19 protein-coding genes and 1 tRNA gene are annotated in these 20,995 nt (G+C 71.1%); 13 read left to right on the forward strand and 7 right to left on the reverse strand.

The genetic code is table 11. The features are described from left to right. Window positions 1-15 precede the first annotated feature (15 nt). The 3 genes from ACSQ1L_RS06760 to gltB all read left to right on the forward strand — a co-directional run bounded on the left by ACSQ1L_RS06760 (window position 16) and on the right by gltB (window position 6,184). A tRNA-Leu gene (locus ACSQ1L_RS06760) sits at window positions 16-100 on the forward strand. Between the two features lie 160 nt (window positions 101-260). Beyond that, the gene (locus tag ACSQ1L_RS06765) at window positions 261-1,694 is read left to right on the forward strand and encodes an NAD(P)-dependent oxidoreductase (protein ID WP_435993238.1); all 1,434 of its coding nucleotides are present in this window, start codon (window positions 261-263) and stop codon (window positions 1,692-1,694) included. Further along, the gene (gene gltB / locus ACSQ1L_RS06770) at window positions 1,691-6,184 is read left to right on the forward strand and encodes a glutamate synthase large subunit (RefSeq protein ID WP_435993240.1); all 4,494 of its coding nucleotides are present in this window, start codon (window positions 1,691-1,693) and stop codon (window positions 6,182-6,184) included. The genes ACSQ1L_RS06765 and gltB overlap by 4 nt, the downstream gene beginning before the upstream one ends. On the opposite strand, the gene arsC is transcribed toward gltB, so the two are convergent. Genes arsC through ACSQ1L_RS06785 form a run of 3 tightly spaced genes read right to left on the reverse strand, consistent with a single transcriptional unit; the run spans window position 6,181 to window position 8,002 of the window. After that, entirely contained in the window at window positions 6,181-6,591 is a 411-nt protein-coding gene (arsC, locus tag ACSQ1L_RS06775) for an arsenate reductase (glutaredoxin) (RefSeq protein ID WP_435993242.1), read from the reverse strand. The genes gltB and arsC overlap by 4 nt on opposite strands. Next, complete coding sequence (arsB, locus tag ACSQ1L_RS06780; protein WP_435993244.1) at window positions 6,581-7,648, reverse strand: ACR3 family arsenite efflux transporter; 1,068 nt, start codon at window positions 7,646-7,648, stop codon at window positions 6,581-6,583. The genes arsC and arsB overlap by 11 nt, the downstream gene beginning before the upstream one ends. 3 nt (window positions 7,649-7,651) lie before the next feature. Further along, window positions 7,652-8,002: an ArsR/SmtB family transcription factor gene (locus ACSQ1L_RS06785; protein WP_435993246.1), complete on the reverse strand. Its 351-nt coding sequence runs from the start codon at window positions 8,000-8,002 to the stop codon at window positions 7,652-7,654. 22 nt (window positions 8,003-8,024) lie between these two features. Here ACSQ1L_RS06785 and arsH point away from each other — a divergent pair, with 22 nt between their 5' ends. The 5 genes from arsH to ACSQ1L_RS06810 all read left to right on the forward strand — a co-directional run bounded on the left by arsH (window position 8,025) and on the right by ACSQ1L_RS06810 (window position 14,768). Next, a complete protein-coding gene (gene arsH, locus ACSQ1L_RS06790; protein WP_435993248.1) occupies window positions 8,025-8,750 on the forward strand; it encodes an arsenical resistance protein ArsH in 726 nt (241 codons plus the stop codon). Window positions 8,751-8,831: 81 nt separating this feature from the next. Continuing rightward, the gene (locus ACSQ1L_RS06795; protein ID WP_435993250.1) at window positions 8,832-10,082 is read left to right on the forward strand and encodes a multidrug effflux MFS transporter; all 1,251 of its coding nucleotides are present in this window, start codon (window positions 8,832-8,834) and stop codon (window positions 10,080-10,082) included. 91 nt (window positions 10,083-10,173) lie between these two features. Next, the gene (locus ACSQ1L_RS06800; RefSeq protein WP_435993252.1) at window positions 10,174-12,129 is read left to right on the forward strand and encodes a M1 family metallopeptidase; all 1,956 of its coding nucleotides are present in this window, start codon (window positions 10,174-10,176) and stop codon (window positions 12,127-12,129) included. Window positions 12,130-12,843: 714 nt separating this feature from the next. After that, on the forward strand, window positions 12,844-13,887 hold the full coding sequence (locus ACSQ1L_RS06805) for a UbiA family prenyltransferase (protein WP_435993254.1): 1,044 nt from the start codon (window positions 12,844-12,846) through the stop codon (window positions 13,885-13,887). An 11-nt stretch (window positions 13,888-13,898) separates the two neighbouring features. Beyond that, window positions 13,899-14,768 carry a PdaC/SigV domain-containing protein gene (locus tag ACSQ1L_RS06810; protein WP_435993256.1) on the forward strand — a complete coding sequence of 290 codons (870 nt, stop codon included), beginning with the start codon at window positions 13,899-13,901 and terminating at the stop codon, window positions 14,766-14,768. Here the strand turns inward: ACSQ1L_RS06810 and ACSQ1L_RS06815 are convergent. Genes ACSQ1L_RS06815 through ACSQ1L_RS06825 form a run of 3 tightly spaced genes read right to left on the reverse strand, consistent with a single transcriptional unit; the run spans window position 14,765 to window position 16,336 of the window. Next, entirely contained in the window at window positions 14,765-15,700 is a 936-nt protein-coding gene (locus tag ACSQ1L_RS06815; protein WP_435993258.1) for an alpha/beta fold hydrolase, read from the reverse strand. The genes ACSQ1L_RS06810 and ACSQ1L_RS06815 overlap by 4 nt on opposite strands. A gap of 34 nt (window positions 15,701-15,734) precedes the next feature. Beyond that, complete coding sequence (locus ACSQ1L_RS06820) at window positions 15,735-15,932, reverse strand: helix-turn-helix transcriptional regulator (protein WP_284220220.1); 198 nt, start codon at window positions 15,930-15,932, stop codon at window positions 15,735-15,737. Continuing rightward, window positions 15,929-16,336, reverse strand: coding sequence for a hypothetical protein (locus ACSQ1L_RS06825; RefSeq protein WP_435993260.1), 408 nt, complete (start codon window positions 16,334-16,336; stop codon window positions 15,929-15,931). Before ACSQ1L_RS06825 ends, ACSQ1L_RS06820 begins: the two co-directional genes overlap by 4 nt. 145 nt (window positions 16,337-16,481) lie before the next feature. Here ACSQ1L_RS06825 and ACSQ1L_RS06830 point away from each other — a divergent pair, with 145 nt between their 5' ends. From ACSQ1L_RS06830 to ypfJ, 5 genes are all read left to right on the forward strand, one after another. Beyond that, window positions 16,482-17,417: a fatty acid desaturase family protein gene (locus ACSQ1L_RS06830; RefSeq protein WP_435993262.1), complete on the forward strand. Its 936-nt coding sequence runs from the start codon at window positions 16,482-16,484 to the stop codon at window positions 17,415-17,417. Between the two features lie 5 nt (window positions 17,418-17,422). Then, the gene (locus ACSQ1L_RS06835; protein ID WP_435993264.1) at window positions 17,423-17,968 is read left to right on the forward strand and encodes a hypothetical protein; all 546 of its coding nucleotides are present in this window, start codon (window positions 17,423-17,425) and stop codon (window positions 17,966-17,968) included. An 11-nt stretch (window positions 17,969-17,979) separates the two neighbouring features. Continuing rightward, a complete protein-coding gene (locus ACSQ1L_RS06840) occupies window positions 17,980-18,639 on the forward strand; it encodes a class I SAM-dependent methyltransferase (RefSeq protein ID WP_435993266.1) in 660 nt (219 codons plus the stop codon). A 49-nt stretch (window positions 18,640-18,688) separates the two neighbouring features. Next, on the forward strand, window positions 18,689-19,072 hold the full coding sequence (locus ACSQ1L_RS06845) for a hypothetical protein (RefSeq protein WP_435993268.1): 384 nt from the start codon (window positions 18,689-18,691) through the stop codon (window positions 19,070-19,072). Between the two features lie 76 nt (window positions 19,073-19,148). After that, the gene (gene ypfJ / locus ACSQ1L_RS06850) at window positions 19,149-19,997 is read left to right on the forward strand and encodes a KPN_02809 family neutral zinc metallopeptidase (RefSeq protein WP_435993270.1); all 849 of its coding nucleotides are present in this window, start codon (window positions 19,149-19,151) and stop codon (window positions 19,995-19,997) included. Here ypfJ and ACSQ1L_RS06855 read toward each other — a convergent pair. Continuing rightward, on the reverse strand, window positions 19,994-20,941 hold the full coding sequence (locus ACSQ1L_RS06855) for an aspartyl protease family protein (protein ID WP_435993272.1): 948 nt from the start codon (window positions 20,939-20,941) through the stop codon (window positions 19,994-19,996). The genes ypfJ and ACSQ1L_RS06855 overlap by 4 nt on opposite strands. Window positions 20,942-20,995 lie beyond the last annotated feature (54 nt).

Here is a 20,995-nt window from a genome sequence, read left to right on the forward strand (position 1 = left end):
ACCCAGACGGCCTGTGCGGGCGTGGTGGAACTGGTAGACGCGCCGGACTCAAAATCCGGTTCCGAAAGGAGTGTCGGTTCGAGCCCGACCGCCCGCACCATCCTCTGCCCCCAAGCGCTTGAACGGAAGATTTTCCCGATCTCGACGCGGATGCGAGCAGCTTTTCACCCCATTTTTCCGGCGGTCGCGCGCCGAACGCACGGAAATTGCCAACCAGACTCCCGCCCCCTAATCTTTGTGCAAGTGCGAAGAGGGCTTCCGTGGCGTCAGCGAACCAGACCTTTGTCATCATCCCCAGAACCGCCCCGGCAAAGGCGCGGGCCGACGAACGCGTGGGCGGCTTCGGCGAGATCCAGGCCGACTTCACCCCCGCCGCGGGCGCCGGCCAGTCGAGCCGCTGCGCCCAGTGCGGCGTGCCGTTCTGCCAGACCGGCTGCCCGTTGGAGAACAACATCCCCGACTGGCTGAAGCTGGCCGCCGAGGGCCGCTTCGAGGAGGCGTGGCGCCAGGCCGAGGCCACCTCGACCCTGCCCGAAATCTGCGGCCGCATCTGCCCGCAGGACCGGCTCTGCGAGGGCGCCTGCACGCTCGAACGGTCGGGCTGGGAGACGGTGACCATCGGCTCGGTCGAGCGCTGGCTCGGCGACATGGCCTTCGACAAGGGCTGGGTGACGCCGGTCCGGCCGCTGGTCGAGCGCGGGCGCTCCGTCGGCGTCGTCGGGGCCGGCCCCGCGGGTATGGCCGCCGCCGACCGGCTGCGCTCGGCCGGCTATGCGGTGACCCTTTACGACCGGCACGACCGCGCCGGCGGCCTGCTCACCTACGGCATCCCCGGCTTCAAGCTGGAGAAGCCGGTGGTGCAGCGCCGGCTCGACCGGCTCGCCGACGGCGGCGTGACCTTCCGGCTCGGCGTGGAGGTGGGCGTCGACCTGCCCTTCGCCGAGGTGCGCGCGGCGCACGACGCCGTGCTCGTCGCCACCGGCGTTTATCAGGCCCGCCGGCTGACCGCGCCCGGCTGCGGCTCGGACGGGGTGGTCGCGGCGCTGGACTATCTGATCGCCTCCAACCGCAAGGGCTTCGGCGACGCCGTCCCGGCCTTCGACAGCGGCGCGCTGAATGCCGCCGGCAAGCGCGTCGTGGTCATCGGCGGCGGCGACACGGCCATGGACTGCGTCCGCACCGCCGTGCGTCAGGGCGCCGCCTCGGTGACCTGCCTCTACCGTCGCGATCGCGACAACATGCCGGGCAGCGCCCGCGAGGTCGCCCACGCCGAGGAGGAGGGCGTCGTCTTCGAATGGCTGGCCGCGCCCCGGGCCGTGCTGGGCGAGGCCGGCCGGGCGACCGGCGTCCGGGCCCAGCGCATGGCGCTGGCGGCCCAGTCGGCCGAGGGCCGCTGGAGCGTCGAGCCGGTCCCCGGCGGCGAGTTCGACCTGCCCGCCGACCTGGTCATCGAGGCCCTCGGCTTCGAACCCGAGGACATGCCGGCCCTGTTCGCCGAGCCCGATCTGGCCCTGACGGACTGGCGGACCCTGCGCACCGCCGGCCGCACCAAGGCCACGACGCTGGAGGGCGTGTTCGCCGCCGGCGACATCGTCCGCGGCGCCTCCCTCGTGGTCTGGGCGGTCAAGGACGGGCAGGACGCCGCGGCCGAGATCGACGCCTGGCTGACCTCGCGCCAACAGGCCGCCGCATGACCTTCGATCCCCGCCGTTACGAAGCCGACCGCCAGACGCTGATCGACGCCCACGCCTATGATCCCGCCTCCGAGCGGGACGCCTGCGGGGTCGGCCTGATCGCCGCCATCGACGGCCAACCCCGACGCGAGGTCGTCGACCTCGCCCTGAAGTCGCTGAAGGCCATCTGGCACCGCGGCGCGGTGGACGCCGACGGCAAGTCCGGCGACGGCGCCGGCATCCTCATCGGCCTGCCGCGCGCCTACTTCGAGGCCCAGGTCCGCGATCTCGGCCACGACCTGCGCCCCGGCGCCCTGGCGGTCGGGATGATCTTCCTGCCCCGCCTCGACCTGGGCGCCCAGGAGCAGGCCCGCACCATCGTCGAGCGCGAGGTGCTGGCCGCCGGCTTCTGGCTCTACGGCTGGCGTCAGGCGCCGACCCGCGTCGAGGTGCTGGGCGAGAGGGCCGCCGCCACCCGCCCCGAGATCGAGCAGATCATGCTCAGCGCCCCGGAGGGCCTGTCAGGCGAGGAGCTGGAGCGCACCCTCTACCTGCTGCGCCGCCGCATCGAGGCGCGCGCCACGGCGGCGGGCCTGCAGCATTTCTACATCTGCTCCCTGTCGGCGCGGTCGGTGATCTACAAGGGGATGATGCTGGCCGAGGCCCTGGCCGACTTCTACCCGGACCTCAACGATCCCCGGGTCGAGGCCAACGTCGCCCTGTTCCACCAGCGCTATTCGACCAACACCTTCCCCGAATGGCGGCTGGCCCAGCCGTTCCGGATGCTGGCCCACAACGGCGAGATCAACACCCTGCGCGGCAACGCCAATTGGATGCGCAGCCACGAGATCCGCATGACCGCCGCGGCCTTCGGCGCCGACGACGCCACGGTCAAGCCGGTGATCCAGGCGGGCGCGTCCGACTCCTCGGCGCTGGACAACGTCTTCGAGGTGCTGGTCCACGCCGGCCGGTCCGCACCCATGGTCAAGGCGCTGCTGATGCCCGAGGCCCCGATCGAGGGCCTGATCTCCGACGACCACCGCGCCCTCTACGCCTACTGCAACGCGGTGATGGAGCCGTGGGACGGGCCCGCGGCCGTTTGCGCCACCGACGGCCGCTGGGTGGTGGCGGGCAAGGACCGCAACGGCCTGCGCCCCCTGCGCGCCGCCGAGACCACCGACGGCCTGCTGATCTGCGGCTCCGAAGCCGGCATGACCGGCGTGCCCGACGACCGGATCGCGCGTCGCCTGCACATCGGCGGCGGGCGGATGATCTCCGTCGATCTGGAGGCCGGCCGACTCTACGACGAGGCCGAGACCATCGACCGGCTGGCGGCGAAACATCCCTACCGCGACTGGTTGTCCAACATGGTCGAGCTGGAGCCGCGCATCGGCCCGGGACCCGAACCGCGCGGCCTTTCCGGCGAGGCGCTGACCCGCTTCCAGGCCGCCGTCGGCTGGACCCAGGAGGACATCGACGCCCTGCTCGACCCCATGGCCGGCGAGGGCAAAGAGGCCGTCGCCAGCATGGGCGACGACGCTCCGCCCGCCGTGCTGTCCGAACAGACCCGACCCTTCTCCCACTATTTCCGCCAGGCCTTCGCCCAGGTCACTAACCCGCCGATCGACTCCCTGCGCGAGGCGGGGGCGATGAGCCTGCGCACCCGCTTCAAGAACCTCGGCAACATCCTCGCCCAGGACGAGACCCAGACCCGGGTCTTCGTGCTCGACAGCCCGGTGCTGACCACCGGCATGTACGAGCGGATGCTCGACGTGGTCGGCGCCGGGGCCACCACCCTGATCGACTGCACCTTCCCGGCCCCGGCCGGCGCCCGGCCCGGTGAAGCGCTCAAGGCGGCGCTGGACCGCATCCGTGACGAGGCGGTGACGGCGGCCCGCAACGGCGCCGCCCTGATCGTCCTGACCGACGAACACGCGGCGGCCGACCGCCCCCTGATCCCGATGATCCTCGCCACCGCCGCCGTGCACGGCCGGCTGGTCGACGAGGGCCAGCGCACCTTCTGCTCGCTGGTGGTGCGCTCGGCCGAGGCCATCGACGCCCACGCCTTCGCCGTTCTGGTCGGCTGCGGCGCCACCGCCGTGAACGCCTGGCTGGCGCAGGAAAGCTTCCTCGAACGCCTCGACGGCGGCCGCTATCCCGGCCTGAGCCTCCGCGACGCCTGCCTCAACCACAAACAGGCCATCGAGAGCGGACTGAGGAAGATCCTCGCCAAGAAGGGCATCTCGGTCATCTCCGCCTACCGCGGGGCCGGCGAGTTCGAGGCGCTGGGCCTCAGCCGCGCGCTGGTCGCCGAATTCTTCCCCGGCATGACCTCGCGCATCTCGGGGATCGGGCTGGCGGGCCTCGAAGCCCAGGCCGCGGGGCGCGCCGCCCGGGCCTTCGGCGCGCCCCGGCCGGGCCTGCGCATCGGCGGCGCCCACCGCATCCGCGCCGGCGAAGAGACCCACGCCTGGGACGCCGAGATGATCCACCGGCTCCAGGACGCCACCACCCGCAACGACTACAAGCGCTTCAAGGCCTACAGCCGCCGCGCCCGCGACCTGCCCGCCGTCGCCCTGCGCGACCTGCTCGACTTCCGCGAGGCGGTCCCGATCCCCATCGAGGCGGTCGAGAGCGTCAACGAAATCCGCAAGCGCTTCGTCACCCCCGGCATGTCGCTGGGCGCCCTGTCGCCCGAGGCGCACGAGACGCTGAACATCGCCATGAACCGCATCGGCGCCCGCTCGGTCTCGGGCGAGGGCGGCGAGGACCCGGAGCGCTATTCGCCGCGTCCCAACGGCGACAATCCGAACAGCGCCGTCAAGCAGATCGCCTCCGGCCGGTTCGGCGTCACCGCCGAATACCTGAACCAGTGCCGCGAGATCGAGATCAAGGTCGCCCAGGGAGCCAAGCCCGGCGAGGGCGGCCAGCTGCCCGGCTTCAAGGTCACCGAATTCATCGCCCGCATGCGCCACGCGACGCCGGGCGTCGGCCTGATCAGCCCGCCGCCGCACCACGACATCTATTCGATCGAGGACCTCGCCCAGCTCATCTACGACCTGAAGCAGATCAACCCCGACGCCCGCGTCACCGTGAAACTCGTCGCGCAGTCCGGCATTGGCGCGGTCGCCGCCGGGGTCGCCAAGGCCCGGGCCGACGTCATCCTGATCGCCGGCCACAACGGCGGCACCGGCGCCTCCGCCCTCGGTTCGATCAAGCACGCCGGCCTGCCGTGGGAGCTCGGCCTGTCCGAGGCCCATCAGGTGCTCAGCCTCAACGGCCTGCGCGGCCACGTCCGCCTGCGCACCGACGGCGGCCTGAGGACCGGCCGCGACATCGTCGTCGCCGCCCTGCTCGGGGCCGAGGAGTTCGGCATCGGCACCGCCTCCCTGGTCGCGGTCGGCTGCCTGATGGTGCGCCAGTGCCACTCCAACACCTGCCCCGTCGGCGTCTGCGTCCAGGACGAGCGCCTGCGCGCCATGTTCACCGGCACGGCGGACAAGGTGGTGAACCTGTTCAGCTTCATCGCCGAGGAGACCCGCGAGGTGCTCGCCTCGCTCGGCCTGCGCTCGCTCGACGAGGCGGTCGGCCGCACCGACCTGCTGCGCCAGGTCTCCCGTGGCGGGGCCCAGCTGGACGACCTCGACCTCAACCCGCTGCTGGTCCGGGTCGGCGAGGGCGACCAGCGCCGCCCGGCCGGCGCGCCCCGCAACGCCGTGCCCGACGCCCTTGACGCGCAGATTGAGCGCGACGCCACGCCCTTCCTCGAGCGCCGCGAGAAGATGCAGCTGACCTACGCCGTGGCCAACACCCAGCGGGCCATCGGCGCCCGGATGTCCTCGCACATCGTGCGCCGCTTCGGCTCTGACCTGCCCGACGGCCATCTGACCCTCAACCTGCGCGGCGCCGCCGGCCAGTCGCTGGCCGCCTGGGGCATGAAGGGGCTGCGCATCGAACTGGACGGCGAGGCCAACGACTATGTCGGCAAGGGCCTGTCGGGGGCCGAGATCATCGTCCGCCCGCCGTCATGGGCCGCCGGCGCCGCCCTGATCGGCAACACCTGCCTCTACGGCGCCACCTCCGGCGCCCTGTTCGCGGCGGGCGCGGCCGGCGAGCGGTTCGCGGTCCGCAACTCGGGGGCCACCGCCGTGGTCGAGGGCTGCGGCGCGCACGGCTGCGAATACATGACCGGCGGCGTGGTGGTGATCCTTGGCGCGACGGGCTGGAATTTCGGGGCCGGCATGTCCGGCGGCGAGGCCTTCGTCCACGATCCCGAAGGCGCGGCGCAGGACCGCCTCAACGCCGCCTCGGTCGTCCCGGGCAAGGTCGTCGGCGAGGCCGCTGTGCGCCTGCAGGCGCTGGTCGCGCGTCACGCCGCCGAGACCGGCTCGCCGCTCGCGCGCAGCCTGCTCGAGCGCTGGCCCGCCGCCCTCCGGGAGTTCCGCCACGTCCTGCCGGTGGCCGAAGACGGCGTCTCGGTGGACGCCCGCCGTCTCGGCCGCGCGCCCTAGCCCTTCACCACCTCGCCGTCCTCCTTGACGAACTGGTCCGGCGTCCGCTCCAGCAGGTCGAACACCCGCTCCGACGGCCGGCACAGCGCCGCGCCCTTCGGCGTCTTCACGATCGGACGGTTCACCAGGACCGGATGCTCGGCCATGGCCGCGAGGATCGCGTCGTCGCTCACGCCCGCCTCGAGCAGACCCAGTTCGGCCGCCGGCGACCCCTTCTCGCGCAGCGCCTCGCGCGGCGTCAGCCCCGCCTCGGCGAACAAGCCGCGCAACTGGTCCGCGTCCCATCCGGTCTTCAGATATTCGACCACCTCGGGCCGGTAGCCGGCCGCCTCGACCATGGCCAACACATTGCGCGAGGTGCCGCACGCGGGGTTGTGAAACACGGTGACGGGGAAGCTATCGGTCATCTCGGCGGTCCTTCGAAGAGTTGCGGCGCACGGCGGGTCCGGCCTCATACCAGTCCTTCGACCGGTTCACGATCCACACCACCGACAGCATCACGGGCACCTCGATCAGCACTCCGACCACGGTCGCCAGCGCCGCACCGGAGTTGAGGCCGAACAGGCTGATCGCCGCCGCCACCGCCAGTTCGAAGAAGTTCGACGCCCCGATCAGCGCCGACGGCCCGGCCACGCAATGCGCCTCGCCCGTCGCGCGGTTCAGAAGATAGGCCAAGCCCGAGTTGAAATAGACCTGGATCAGGATCGGCGCGGCCAGGATCCCGATCACCAGCGGCTGAGCCAGAATCTGCTCGCCCTGGAACCCGAACAGCAGCACCAGCGTCGCCAGCAGGGCCGCGATCGACAGCGGCCCGAGCCGCGCCAGCCACCGCTCCAGCTCCGCCTCCCCGCCCCGCGCCAGCACGGCCCGCCGCGCGACCTGCGCCGCGATCACCGGCAGCACGATGTACAGCCCGACCGACAGCAGCAGCGTGTCCCAGGGCACGGTGATCGCCGCCAGTCCCAGCAGCAGGCCGACGATCGGCGCGAAGGCGACCACCATGATGGCGTCGTTCAGCGCCACCTGGCTGAGGGTGAAATGCGGCTCGCCCTTCGTCAGCCGGCTCCACACGAACACCATGGCCGTGCACGGCGCCGCCGCCAGGATGATCAGGCCGGCGATATAGCTGTCGATCTGGTCGCCCGGCAGCCACGGCCGGAACAGCACGGCGATGAACAGCCACGCCAGCAGCGCCATCGAGAACGGCTTGATCGCCCAGTTGACGAACAGGGTCACGCCGATGCCGCGCCAGTGCCGCCCCACCTGCCCCAGGGCGGCGAAGTCGACCCTCAGCAGCATCGGAATGATCATCAGCCAGATCAGCCCGGCGACCGGCAGGTTGACCCGCGCGACCTCGGCCCGCGCGATCAGGGCGAAGACGTCCGGCGCCAGCCAGCCGAGACCGATCCCGACCACGATGCACAGGGCGACCCACAGGCTCAGCCAGCGCTCAAAGATCGACATGGCTCAGGCTCCCGTCGGCAGGCAGCGCGACCGCGCCGCGGCGGCCGCCACCGGACCGCAAACCTCCGCCGCCCCGCCGCAGCAGTCCTCGGCCAGATAGGCCATCAGCTCCCCCATCCGGTCGAACCGCGCCGAATAGATCACCGACCGCCCGTCCCGCCGCGACTGCACCAGCCCCGCATGGCCCAGCACCGCAAGATGCGTCGACAGGGTGTTTGCCGGCGTCTCCAGCCGCCGCGCCGCCTCGCCCGCCGCCAACCCTCCGGGGCCGGCCTGCACCAACAGGCGATAGGCCCTCAGCCGCCCTTCATGGGCGAGGGCGGACAGGCTCGAGACGGCGGTTGTCATTTCCATATTTCTGGAATACCGGAAACTAATGTCCGATCAAGACCTGTTCGACGCCCGCGTCCTGGCCCTGCCCGACCCCGTCCGTCTCGAGCCGTCCGGCCGCGCGACCCACCCCCCGCGTATCCTGCTGCTGTATGGCTCCCTGCGCGAACGCTCCTACAGCCGCTTCACGACCGAGGAGGCCGCCCGCATCCTGCGCCGGTTGGGCTGCGAGGCCCGCGTCTTCGACCCGCGCGGCCTGCCCCTGCCCGACGCCACCGACGCCGACCATCCCAAGGTCCAGGAACTCCGCGCCCTCTCGCTGTGGTCCGAGGGCCAGGTCTGGTGCAGCCCCGAACGCCACGGCGCGGTCACCGGCGTGATGAAGAGCCAGATCGACTGGCTGCCGCTCAGCAGCGGCGGCGTCCGCCCGACGCAGGGGCGCACCCTGGCCGTCATGCAGGTCTCGGGCGGCTCCCAGTCGTTCAACGCCGTCAACGGCTTGCGTCTGCTGGGCCGCTGGATGCGGATGATCACCATCCCCAACCAGTCCTCCGTCGCCAAGGCCTGGCAGGAGTTCGACGAGGCGGGCCGCATGAAGCCGTCGGCCTATTACGATCGCATCGTCGACGTGATGGAGGAGCTGGTGAAATTCACCCTCCTGACCCGCGATCGCTCCGACTATCTGGTGGATCGCTACAGTGAACGCCGCGCCGCCGGCCGTGTCCTCGAGGGCGACCGCGTCGCCGCCGCCGCGCTCCATTCGGCGGGCTGACCGGCTCACATCGCGTTTCCCTGCGGTTATTTCACGCTCCTGCGGTTGCGCCGGGCCGTCCTCGTCCGCATCTGGCCCCGGATGACCTCCCCCACGCCCGCGCCCGCCTTCAAGGGACCGGCCTTCCCCGAGTTCGTCGCCCTGATCGCCATGATGATGGCGCTCAACGCGCTCGCCATCGACGCCATGCTGCCGGCCCTGCCCGCCATCGGCGACGCCCTCGGCGTCGTGGCCGAAAACAGCCGCCAGTGGATCATCACCGCCTATCTGCTCGGCTTCGGCGTGGCCCAGCTGATCTACGGACCGCTCGCCGACCGCTACGGCCGCAAGCCGGTGCTGATGGCCGGCCTGTCGCTCTACGTCCTGTTCAGCGTGCTGGCCGCCTTCTCCCCGACCTTCGAACTGCTCATCGCCGCCCGCGTCGGCACCGGCCTCGGCGCCGCCGCCCTGCGGGTGCTGGCCGTCTCCATCGTGCGCGACCGCTACAGCGGCCGGACCATGGCCCGGGTGATGTCGCTCAGCTTCCTGGTCTTCCTCGGCATCCCGATCATCGCCCCGACCCTCGGCCAGCTGGTCCTGACCGTCGCCCCGTGGCCGTGGATCTTCGGCGTCCTTGCCCTGGCGGGCGGCTCCTTCATGCTGTGGGCGGGGATCCGCCTGCCCGAGACCCTGCACCCGCAAGACCGCATGCCGATCCAGGTCGGCCGCATCGCCGCCGCCTTCCGCGAGGCCGTCACCAACCGTCAGTCGATCGGCTACACCCTGGCCATGACCGCCATCACCGGCGCCCTGTTCGGCTTCATCAACTCCAGCCAGCAAATCTTCTTCGACGTGTTCGAGGCGCCGGAGCTGTTCACCACCGTCTTCGCCCTCGTCGCCGGCGGCATCGCCGTGGCCTCGCTGCTCAACGCCCGCCTGGTCGAGAAACTGGGTTCGCGCCTGATCTCGCACACCGCCCTGCTCGGCTTCATCACCATGGCCGCCATCCATGCCGCCGTGACCCTGGCCGGATACGAAACGATCTGGACCTTCGCCATCCTGCAGGGCCTGACCATGTTCTGCTTCGGCCTGATCGCGGGCAATTTCGGTTCGATGGCCATGGAGCCGATGGGCCATATCGCCGGCACCGCCTCCTCGGCACAGGGCTTCATCTCGACCACCTTCGGGTCCCTGCTCGGCTTCCTGATCGGCCAGCAGTTCAACGGGTCGGTGGCCCCCATGGCGCTGGGCTTCACCGGCCTTGGCCTCACGGCCCTGGTCTTCGTGCTGATCGCCGAGCAAGGCCGGCTGTTCAAGGCCCGCAACCCGGAGCCGGCGCCGGCGAGGGCTTGATCTTTTGCGCCGGGCGGGGCGTTGTCCGGCCCTGCCAGAAGATTCCGGCCGTCCTCACCCGGGCGAGACCGGACCGCATGAGGAACGACCCATGACCCGCACGACCCTCGCCGGCCTCGTCTCCGCGCTCGCCCTGACCACCGCGCTCGCCGGATGCGGCCAGCCCGCCGAGGTCAAGTCGGACATGCCGCCCCTGCCGGCGTCGGCCACGGCCCCGATCACCTACGCCCGCGACGTCCACTCCTACGCCCAGCCCGAGATCGCCCGGGTCCGCAACGTCGCCCTCGACCTGACCGCCGACTTCGAGCGCAAGATCCTGTCGGGCACGGCCACCCTGACGGTGATGGCCGAGCCGGGCGCGACCCAGGTGGTGCTCGACACCCGCAACCTCGACATCCGCTCGGTCAAGGACGAGGCCGGCCAGCCGCTTCAGTTCGTCCTCGGCGCCGCCGATCCCATTCTCGGCCAGTCGCTGACGGTGACCTTCCCCCCCTTCACCGCCGGCGAGAGCCGCAAGATCGTCATCGACTACGCCACCCGGCCCGACGCCTCGGCCCTGCAGTGGCTGACCCCCAGCCAGACGGCGGGGGGCGAGAAGCCGTATCTGTTCAGCCAGGGGCAGGCCATCCTGACCCGCACCTGGGTGCCGACACAGGACAGCCCGGGCATCCGCCAGACCTATGAGGCCCGCATCGTCGCCCCGGCCGACCTGACCGTGGTGATGAGCGCCCAGCACCTGACGCCCGAGGGCGAAAGCGCCGGCGAAGGCCAGAAGGCCTGGCGCTTCCGCATGACCAATCCGATCCCGCCCTATCTGATCGCGATCGGCATCGGCGACCTCGAATTCGCCGCCTTCGACGAGCGCTCCGGGGTGTGGACCGAACCGTCGCGCCTCAAGGCCGCCCACGACGAACTGGTCTCCACCGCCGACATGGTCGACGCGGCCGAGAAGCTCTACGGCCCCTACCGCTGGGGCCGCTACGACCTGCTGGTCCTGCCGCCCTCCTTCCCCTTCGGCGGCATGGAGAACCCGCGCCTGACCTTCGCCACCCCGACCATCATCGCCGGCGACCAGTCGCTGGTCTCGCTGGTCGCGCATGAACTGGCCCACTCGTGGTCGGGCAACCTCGTCACCAACGCCACCTGGTCGGACATGTGGCTGAACGAGGGCTTCACCGTCTATTTCGAGAACCGGATCATGGAGGCCCTCTACGGCCGTGAGAGGGCTCTGATGCTCCAGTCGCTGGGCTGGAGCGACCTGCAGGCCAATCTGCGCGACCTGCCCGCCGCCGACACCCGGCTGCACATCGACCTGACCGGCCGCGACCCCGACGACGGCCTCAGCGACATCCCCTACGAAAAGGGCGCCGCCTTCCTGCGCACCATCGAGGCCACCGTCGGCCGCGAGCGCTTCGACGCCTGGCTCAAGGGCTATTTCGAACGCAACGCCTTCACCCCGATGACCGACGTCGGCTTCCTCAAGGACATCCGCCAGCACCTGATCCAGGGCGACGCGGCGCTTGAGGCCCGGCTGCAGCTGGACAACTGGATCTACCAGCCCGGCCTGCCGTCCAACGCCGTGGCCCCGGTCTCGAACGCCTTCGTCCCGGTCGACGCGGCGGCCCGCGCCTTCACCCTCGGCGGCCCGGCCTCGGCCGTCCCGTGGAGCGGCTGGTCGACCCAGGAGCGCCAGCGCTTCCTCGGCTGGCGTCCCGCCTCGGTTCCCGCGGGCGGACGCTGGCTGACCGACGCCCAGCTGGCCGACCTCGAGTCGACCCTGAAGCTGCGTCAGGAGGGCAACGCCGAGGTGGTCTTCGCCTGGCTTCAGATCGCCGTCGCCCATCGCTACCAGGCGGCCGTGCCGACGCTGGAGCATTTCCTGACCACCCAGGGCCGACGCAAATTCGTCCTGCCGCTGTTCGAGAGCCTCTGGGCCCAGGGCGACTGGGGCCAGCCCATCGCGCGCCGCATCTACGCCACGGCCCGTCCCGGCTACCACCCGGTCACCACCGGCTCGGTCGACGACGTGGTGGGCCGGCCGAACTGATTTTCCTTCTCCCCTCCGGGGGAGAAGGCGCCCCGGAGGGGCGGATGAGGGGGATGTCGGCTAGCGGCCGGCTGGCGGCGAGGTCACCTCGAACGGCCCCCTCATCCGGGCGGCTCCGCCGCCCACCTTCTCCCCCAGGGGGGAAAAGGGAGCCGTGACGCTGTGCTTACAGTTCGCGGATCTATAGTCGGGTTCAGAAAATAATCTCCGGCCTTTTCAACGACATCGCGGATTCTCAACCCAATCTTCCCGCCGCAGGAAGAACCGCCCGTACACTCCTGCCCATCCCGTCGACGGGGAGGGCGTCGGATCCACGTTCCTCGATGGCGGCGGGCTGTGGTCGATCGATGAAGCCCGGGCGGAGGAGAGCCCGGGGGTCCTCGAGGGCAGGGATGGATCCTGCCCGCTTGCTCGCCGCGCGCCTTTGGATGGAACCGCTACATTGACTGAACACGGTCAGCACGTTCCGCCTTCCGGCCTTCCCGCAAGGGGCGGTCCGGGACGCCGGTGAGGCCCGAGAAGGGCCGCCAGCCGGCGGGGCGAGTGGATAACGGCCACGCGGGGCGTCCCCCTCGTCGAAACGGTAACACTACAACAGCACCGGGCGAGGCCCGGCCGCCCCGCGCCCTCCCCACACCGCTTCGGAACGAAGCGGCGATCAGCCATGCCCTCTCCCCTTCACCCACGCCCCTCAAACCCGCTACAACCTCCGCCATGACCTCCGCCCCGCTTCCCGACGCCGGATCGAACTGGGTGGACCGCCGCGCGCCGGAGGGGCTCAAGCCGTGGCTCAAGCTGGGCCGCTTCGACCGGCCGATCGGCATCTGGCTGCTGCTCCTGCCCGGCTGGCAGGGCATCGCCCTGGCGCTCAGCCAGTATCGCAGGACGCCCGACGCCTATGACGTCTGGCTGTTCTTCGGCTTCGCCCTCGGGGCCTGTCTGATGCGCGCCGCCGGCTGCGCCTTCAACGACATCGTCGATCGCGACATCGACGCGAAGGTCGCCCGCACGGCGCTGCGTCCCATCCCGTCCGGCCGCATCTCGGTCAAACAGGCCTGGGCCTTCGTCATCGGCTGCAGCCTGATCAGCCTGCTGATCCTGCTGACCCTGAACCTGACCGCTGTCCTGCTCGGCGTCGCCTCCCTCGCCCTCGTCGCCGCCTATCCCTTCATGAAACGGATCACCTGGTGGCCCCAGGCCTGGCTCGGCCTGACCTTCAACTGGGGAGCGCTGATGGGCTTCGCGGCGGCGCTTTCAGGGCTGTCGGCGGTTGCAGCTCTGCATGGGGCGGCGACAAGTCTCTGCATCTGGGCCGGCGATGGTCCGCCGCCGCCTTGCGCCTACGAGTTCGCATCCCCTCCACTACTTTTGCTCTGGCCATCTGCCCTCCTCCTCTACCTCGGCGGCGTCTTCTGGACCCTCGGCTACGACACCATCTACGCCCTGCAGGACATCGAGGACGACGCCATGGTCGGGGTGAAGTCCTCGGCCCGCCGCCTCGGCGCCGGCGTCCGCAACGGCGTCGGTCTGTTCTATCTCGCGACGGTGGCCCTGACCGTCCTCGCCGGCCTGACCGCCGGCCTCGGTCCGGTCTTCTACGTCGCCCTGCTGCCGTGGGCCGCCCACCTGTTCCGGCAGGTCCGCGACGTCCGCCCCGACGACCCCGCCCTCGCCCTGCGCCTGTTCAAATCCAATCGCGACGCCGGGCTCATCCTGCTTCTCGCCATCATTCTCGGCTCGGTACAGCTTCCGCTGTGAAGGATTCCGCCATGACCGCTCCCCGCCTGCTGCTCCTCACCGCGGCCCTCGCCGCGACCCTGACCGCGTGCAACCGCGATCGCGAGCCGGGCGAGGCGCCCGCTCCCGCCGCCGCCTCCACCGCCGCCGTCACCCCGGCCGACGCCGCCGCGCCGATGAACTTCGAGGACAAGACCCCCTACGCCGACGTCAAACTGACCCTGCCCGAGGCCATCAAGCCGCAGACCGACCTTCACGCCCGCCTCTACGCCGAGGAGGTGCGCAAGCTGCGCCAGTTCACCGAAGGGGCCCAGAGCGACCGCACCGAGGCCGGCGCCGAACCCGACCGCCCCAAATACGAGAACACCGTCACCGTCACCGCCGCCGCCGAGACCACCAAGCTGTTCAGCCTCAAGCGCACCGCCTACGACTATTCGGGCGGGGCGCACGGCAACACCCTGACCAGCGGCGTCCTGTGGGACAAGGCGCTGAAACGCCAGATCGGCCTGGCCGACCTGCTCCGCCGGGGCGCAGACCTGACCGCGCTCGACCAGGCCCTGTGCACCGCCCTCAACTCCGCCAAGCGCGCCCGCGTGCCGGACGGTCCGTCGATCACCTTCGCCAGCAAGCCCTTCGCCTGTCCCCGGGCCGCCTCGACGGCCTTCGTGCTGACCCCGGGCACGGTCGCCGGCAAGGCCGCCGGCCTGACCTTCCTGATCGGCCCCTACCAAGCCGGGCCCTATGTCGAGGGCGGCTACGAGATCGCCGTCCCGGCGGCCGTGTTCCGCTCGCTGCTGGTCCCGGCCTACGCCGGCGAGTTCGGCGGCCAGCTGGTCAAGGCGGGCGACGTCACGCCCGCCCCGGCCCCGGCCCCGGCCCCGGCCCCGGCGCCCGCCGTCTAGTCCGCGAGGAACTGGTCGACCAGTTCGGCGAACCGCGCCGGCTGGTCGGCCATGATGAAATGCCGCGTCCCGTCGACCCGGACCAGCTTCACCCCCGGCAGGGCCGCGTACTCCCGCCCCCACAGGGCGTCTGCGCCCGCCGCCGGCGCACCGCCGTCGGCGTCGGAAGCGTAGACGGCCCATGCCGGCGTGGTCATCGCCGCCAGCCCGGGGCGGGCGTCGGTGGTCATCACGTCGCGGATCGCCGCCGCCATCGCCTGCCGGTCCGAGGCCATCGACCACTCGACCATCGCGTCCCGGGTGGCCGGATCGCGGACCATGCCGACCGCGGTCTGCGCCTGCTGCGCCCGGAAGCCGGCCTCGTCGGCGCCGAGGATCCCCGCCGCCGCCTGGGCCGCGAACGGCCGGGCGTTCTCGGGGGTCACCTGCGGCCCGAACATGGCGCTGAAGAACGGCAGGCTGTCGACGCTCATCACCCGGCCCACCAGCTCCGGCTCCGCCTGCGCCAGCAGCACGCCGACCAGCCCGCCCATCGAATGGCCGATCACCGCCGGCCGCTCCAGCCCGGCCTCGCGGACATATCGCGCCAGTTCATCGACCACCGGCTCGACGAAGGCCCCGTCGCCATGCGTCCACGGCTCGCCCGCGAACCCCGCCAGCTGGACCAGATGCACCCGGTGCGTCGCCTTCAGCCGTTCCGCCTCGGCCCGCCACACCTCCCGCGACGAGGCGAGCCCGGGGATCAGGATCACATCCGGCCCGCCGCCCACCACCTCGACCGACAACCGGTCGGAGACGAAGGCGGCCGGAGCCTGGATCGCGGCGTCCGCGCGGGTGGCCAGGGCGATCGCGCCGGCGCCGACGGCGATCGCGGATGCGAGGGCGAAGACGCGCAGGGCGCGACCGCCGCCATGTCGGGACATGAACATCATGGTCGTTCTCCTTGTAAGGTTATCCTGACGTCTGTCAGGCGTGCGGATTGTCGAAGATCTCTTCCACCGGCCGCGCGAACAGCACGGCGATGCGATAGGCCAGGTCCAGCGACGGATCGTGCTTCTCGGTCTCCAGCGCATTCACGGCCTGCCGCGACACGCCCAGCGCCTGACCCAGTTGTTCCTGCGTCCAGCCGCGCTCGACCCGCAGCAGCTTCAGCCGGTTCTTCATCGGCTGCTCCTCACGAACGGCGCGATCAGGCCGAAACAGGCCCAGAACAGCGGATAGATCATCCAGGCCGGCACATGGTAGGCGCCGGCGTAGCTCTCGCCGAAGCCCCAGGCGGTCGCCAGGGCCATGGCCAGGCCGGCGGCGATGATGAACTGTTTGGCCACCATCGCTCGAACGTATTCGTCCGACTCGCGCATCAGCGACAGGGTCGCCCAGATCTGCCCTGCGACCGGCGCGGCCACCGCGAGCGCAAGCCCCCAGGCCACGGGCTTGCCAATGATCTCGTCGAAGGCGCCGAAGATGGCTGCGACATTGACCGCCGTATAGCCGCCCATGAAGGCCACGGTGCGAAAGACGTATTTGCGTCCCGCGGCCGTGGTGTTGGATTTCGCGAGAGAAAGCATGTCGTGTGTTCCTGACTTGATGTCAGGCCAACCTCACATCAAGGATATGTCGTGTCAACCTGACTTTTCGTCAGCCATGCCTGACACGTCCCGGGATGGCCTGCTCCGCTTTTCGAGGCCCCGCCCGAGGCGTATCCTGTCGTCCATGCCCGCCGCGCCCCGCGCCCGTCCGACCGACCTGTTCACCCCCGACGAGTGGGCGCCGTTCCAGACGCGCCGCGCCTGGGCGGGTCCGCTGCTGATCCTTCACTGCTGGGGCGTGATCCTGCTGACGGCGGCGGCCGGGGTTGTCTGGCCGATCCTGATCCCCCTCTGCGTCGCCGTCATCGGCACGCGCCAGCTCGGCCTCGCCATCCTGATGCACGAGGCGGCCCACGGCGGCCTGTCGCCGAACGCCCGGCTCAACGATTTCCTGGGCCACTGGCTGTGCGCCGTGCCGGTCGGCGCATCGCTGGTGCTCTACCGGCCCTATCACCTCAGCCACCACAAATACGCTCAGCAGGCCGAGGACCCCGACCTCGTCCTGTCCGCTCCCTTCCCCGTCACCCGCGCCTCGCTGCGCCGCAAGATCATCCGCGACCTGACCGGCCAGACCTTCTTCAAGCAGCGCGTCCTGTTCGCCTTCAAGGCTTTCAGTTCGCAGCGCGATGAGGACATGGCCGAGGGCGCCGTCGTCACCGGCCGCTCGGTGGCCCCCTTCCTGTTCGTCAATGCGGGCCTGTTGCTGGCGGCCGTCCTCGCCGGCGTCTGGTGGGCGTATTTCGCCCTGTGGCTCCTTCCGTTGGCGACGTGGTTCCCGATGGTCACCCGGCTGCGCAACATCGCAGAGCATGCCTGTGTCGAGGGCTCGGCCGACGACGCCTTCCGCGCCGCCCGCACCACCCGCGCCGCGTGGTGGGAGCGGGTCTTCATCGCCCCCTACTGGGTCAATTTCCACGCCGAGCACCACCTGTTCATGCACGTCCCCTGCTGGAAGCTCCCGGCCCTGCACCGTGCGGTGCACGGCAAGCCGCAAGCCGAGCGGATGGAGGTCGCGGGCGGCTATCTGCAGGTGCTGAAATCAGCCAGCGGCGCCGGCTGACCGTCATGGCCCGCGAGCCCCGCCCCGAAGCCCGCATCTACCTCGACTGCGACGGCGTTCTCGCCGATTTCGAGAAGGGCGCCGAGGCGGTGCTCGGCATGCCGTCGCGCCGGTTTGAACAACGCTTCGGCCTCAAGGCCTTCTGGGCCCGGCTGGCGTCGACGCCGGACTTCTTCAACACGCTCGACCTGATGCCGGACGCGATGGCGCTGTTCGAGGCCGTCCGCCACAGAGAGCCCGTCATCCTGACCGGCCTGCCGCGCGGCGCCTGGGCCGAGCCGCAGAAGCGGCGCTGGACCGCGCGGCATTTCCCCGGCGTTGAGGTGATCACCACCTCGTCCGCCCTCAAGCGTGAGCACTGCCACCCCGGCGACGCCCTTGTCGACGACACCGTCAAATTCCAGCACCTGTGGGAGAAGGAGGGCGGTGTCTTCATCCCGCACACCTCCGCCGCCGCCTCGATCGCCGAGCTGCGCCGCCTCGGCTTTCTCGAGCCGACCGGGCGGGCCGCCCGCCAGAATGAGGATTGGCGCCGCGCCCACACCCTGTAAGGCGGGGGTCGATGCCGATCCCCGACCCCGCCGCCTTCATCCTCGCCAACACCCGCCTCCAGCCCGTGCCGCACGCGCCGGAGATTTCGCTGTGGCTGGCCGACGAGGTCACCCCGATCTGGCGTCTGACCGAGGACGAACTGGGCGAGATGGGCCTGCCGCCACCCTTCTGGGCCTTCGCCTGGGCCGGCGGCCAGGGCTTGGCCCGCTGGCTGCTCGACCACCCCGATGAGGTCGCCGGCAAGCGTGTGCTCGACTTCGCCGCCGGCTCCGGCCTCGTCGGCATAGGCGCCATGAAGGCGGGCGCGACCTCGGTCCTCTGCGCCGACATCGACCCGTTCTGCGCCGCCGCTGTCGCCCTCAACGCCGGGGCCAACAGAGTCGCGCTCGGCTTCACCGACGGCGACCTGCTGGACACCCCGCCGCCGGACGTCGACGTCATCTGCGCCGGCGACGTCTTCTACGAACGGCCCATGGCCGAACGCGTGCTGGCCTGGCTCTCCACCGCCGCCGACCGCGGCGTCCGCGTCCTCGTCGGCGATCCCTTGCGGACCTATTTTCCAAAGCATGGCTTCGACCTGCTGGCCGAATACGAGGTTCCGATCACCCGCGAGCTGGAGGACTCCGCCGTCAAGCGCACTCGCGTCTGGATGCTGTCCGCAAGGTCTTGAGGCTTCGGCCACGCTTGGCGATCGGCGGCGGCGGGACCATCTTGTCGGCATGACCGTCGTCCGCGCCCTGCTCGCCGTCGCCGCCCTCGCCGTCGCCTCTCCGGTGCAGGCCCAGTCGTGGCCGCCGCCCCCCGGCGTGAGCGTCGATCCGCACCGCTATCAGGCCGACCAGCACCGCCAGGAGATGCAGCGGCTGCGCGCCCGCGCCGACCAGCGCGAAGCCTTCGCGCGCCAGCTCCAGCTCGAGACCCGATTGAACCGGCTCGAGCTTGAGGCCGCCCGCCGGCCGGAGCCGATCCAGCCGCCCGCCGACCGCCTCCTCCGCTCGCCCGGGGAAGAGCGCGCCCTGCGCGAAGCCGCCGCCCAACGTCGTCGCGCCACGACCGCCGGCATCACCCAGATCGACGCCTGGCTCGACCGCCCGGCCCGCTGAAGCTTTTCGCCCTGCATCTCTTCCCTGACAGCTGCGTTCCTGCTTCGCTTGGCATCAAAGGCACGAGGGACGGATCATGCGCTGGCAGGGCGGACGACGCGGCGGCAACATCGAGGACCGGCGCGGTCTGGGCGGGGCGGGCATCGCCGGGGGCGGCATCGGCGCCCTTGTGCTGGCGGCGATCGGCTATTTCGTCTTCGGCATCGATCCGCAGACCACCCAGCAGATCACCAGCCAACTCGGCGGCGTCGGCAGCGCCGAACAGGGGACCCAGGGCAGTCCCGAGGATCAGGCCGGCGCCTTCGTCGATGTCATCGGAACGAATGTGGACGACGTCTGGAAGACGAAGCTTCAGGGCTATGAGCCGCCGACGGTGGTGATCTACGAGCAGGGCACCTCGACCGGCTGCGGTTTCGGCCAGGCCGCCATGGGGCCGTTCTACTGCCCCAGCGACCGGCGGGTGTATCTGGACCTGTCGTTCTGGCGGCAGATGGAGAGCCAGCTCGGCGCCTCGGCCGCCGACTTCGCCCGGGCCTACGTCATCGCCCATGAATACGGCCACCACGTCCAGACCCTGACCGGCGCTTCGCAGCAGGTGCAGCAGGCCCAGCAGCGCGCCTCCGGTCAGGCCGAGGCCAACCGCTATTCCGTGGCGCTGGAGCTCCAGGCCGACTGTTACGCCGGCGTCTGGGCCGCCAACGCCGCCGCCGTCTCCAATGGCGCGGTGGCGCTGGAGGCGGGCGATATCGAGGAAGGCCTGCGCACCGCCTCGGCCATCGGCGACGACACCCTGCAGCGCCGCCAGGGCGGCCAGGTCGTGCCCGAAGGCTTCACCCACGGCTCGTCGGCTCAGCGGGCCGAGTGGCTGCGGCGCGGCTATCAGACCGGCGACCCGGCCGCCTGCGACACCTTCTCGGCGTTCTAGTTCACCGTCAGGTCCAGAGGCCGCGACACGTGCAGCGTGCTGGCCCCGAGGTCGAAGGCCACCCGGCGAGCCGCGAACGCCTCCATGCCGACCAGCGCGCCCGGGAAGTTCGGCAGCGGCGGCTGGTCGAACACCCCGACCTGCACCCGCCGGTACAGGTGGTCGGCGAAGGTCACCGTGCGCGCCTCGACCACGGCGGCCCGCATGGCCCCGCCAAGCACGAGGCTGGTCCCGACGTCCTGCCGCCGTCCGTCCAGCAGGCCGGCGGCCTGCGCCGTCGTCTTGTCCAGCGCCAGCAATGACGAAGCGCCGGTGTCCACCACCGCGTTGACGATCACGCCCTCGACCGTGACCTCGGCGATCAGCCCGCCGCCCGAGCGCCTCACGATCGCCGGGGCCAGATCGGGCGGCCGCACGAAGGCCTCGCGCGCGATCAGCCGCACGTGCCGCCGCGCCGGATCGAGCGCCAGCACCAGATGCTCGAGAATGTCGCGGCCGAGGATCAGCGGCGTGTTCAGCCCGCCGTGCGAGGCCAGCGGCCCCAGGTCCAGGATCGCCGCCCGAAGCTTGCTGATGCCCAGCCCGGGCAGGTCGACGTCCACGGTCGTGCCCCGCCCCATCTGCGTCCCGCCGCCGACGCCATAGGCGACCAGCGGCATCTCGAAGATCGACCGCTGCTGCGGCGGCAGGGCCTCGACCAGCCTCCGGTCGATGACCGAATACTGCGCTCCGGTGTCGATCAGGGCGATCACCTCGCGCCCGGCGACCCGGACCGCCACGGTCGGCACATTGGCCCGCCGCGCATAGGGCAGCCACGGTGTCGCCCCGCCGTCCGCGAAGCTCAGATTCGGATCGGGCCAGAGCAGGGTCTCGCGAATCCACCAGGCGCCGCCGACGACGGCGGCCAGCCCGGCGGCGCGGATCAGGAAGTTGCGACGGTTCATGCCCGGCGAACATGGCGCGGCGTCGCCGCGCGCGCCAGCGTCACCGCTGTCGCG

The organism is Brevundimonas sp. LjRoot202 (genome assembly GCF_964253355.1).
GTDB lineage: Bacteria > Pseudomonadota > Alphaproteobacteria > Caulobacterales > Caulobacteraceae > Brevundimonas.

Coding starts and splice junctions, on each gene's coding strand:
- arsB (WP_435993244.1), bottom strand. CDS start 7,648: ATGTCGATCTTTGAGCGCTGGCTGAGCCTGTGGGTCGCCCTGTGCATC.
- ACSQ1L_RS06835 (WP_435993264.1), top strand. CDS start 17,423: ATGGCCCGCGAGCCCCGCCCCGAAGCCCGCATCTACCTCGACTGCGAC.
- arsC (WP_435993242.1), bottom strand. CDS start 6,591: ATGACCGATAGCTTCCCCGTCACCGTGTTTCACAACCCCGCGTGCGGC.
- ACSQ1L_RS06845 (WP_435993268.1), top strand. CDS start 18,689: ATGACCGTCGTCCGCGCCCTGCTCGCCGTCGCCGCCCTCGCCGTCGCC.
- ACSQ1L_RS06800 (WP_435993252.1), top strand. CDS start 10,174: ATGACCCGCACGACCCTCGCCGGCCTCGTCTCCGCGCTCGCCCTGACC.
- ACSQ1L_RS06805 (WP_435993254.1), top strand. CDS start 12,844: ATGACCTCCGCCCCGCTTCCCGACGCCGGATCGAACTGGGTGGACCGC.
- gltB (WP_435993240.1), top strand. CDS start 1,691: ATGACCTTCGATCCCCGCCGTTACGAAGCCGACCGCCAGACGCTGATC.
- ACSQ1L_RS06825 (WP_435993260.1), bottom strand. CDS start 16,336: ATGCTTTCTCTCGCGAAATCCAACACCACGGCCGCGGGACGCAAATAC.
- ACSQ1L_RS06815 (WP_435993258.1), bottom strand. CDS start 15,700: ATGATGTTCATGTCCCGACATGGCGGCGGTCGCGCCCTGCGCGTCTTC.
- ACSQ1L_RS06840 (WP_435993266.1), top strand. CDS start 17,980: ATGCCGATCCCCGACCCCGCCGCCTTCATCCTCGCCAACACCCGCCTC.
- ACSQ1L_RS06785 (WP_435993246.1), bottom strand. CDS start 8,002: ATGGAAATGACAACCGCCGTCTCGAGCCTGTCCGCCCTCGCCCATGAA.
- ACSQ1L_RS06820 (WP_284220220.1), bottom strand. CDS start 15,932: ATGAAGAACCGGCTGAAGCTGCTGCGGGTCGAGCGCGGCTGGACGCAG.
- ACSQ1L_RS06795 (WP_435993250.1), top strand. CDS start 8,832: ATGACCTCCCCCACGCCCGCGCCCGCCTTCAAGGGACCGGCCTTCCCC.
- ACSQ1L_RS06810 (WP_435993256.1), top strand. CDS start 13,899: ATGACCGCTCCCCGCCTGCTGCTCCTCACCGCGGCCCTCGCCGCGACC.
- ACSQ1L_RS06855 (WP_435993272.1), bottom strand. CDS start 20,941: ATGAACCGTCGCAACTTCCTGATCCGCGCCGCCGGGCTGGCCGCCGTC.
- ACSQ1L_RS06830 (WP_435993262.1), top strand. CDS start 16,482: ATGCCCGCCGCGCCCCGCGCCCGTCCGACCGACCTGTTCACCCCCGAC.
- ypfJ (WP_435993270.1), top strand. CDS start 19,149: ATGCGCTGGCAGGGCGGACGACGCGGCGGCAACATCGAGGACCGGCGC.
- arsH (WP_435993248.1), top strand. CDS start 8,025: ATGTCCGATCAAGACCTGTTCGACGCCCGCGTCCTGGCCCTGCCCGAC.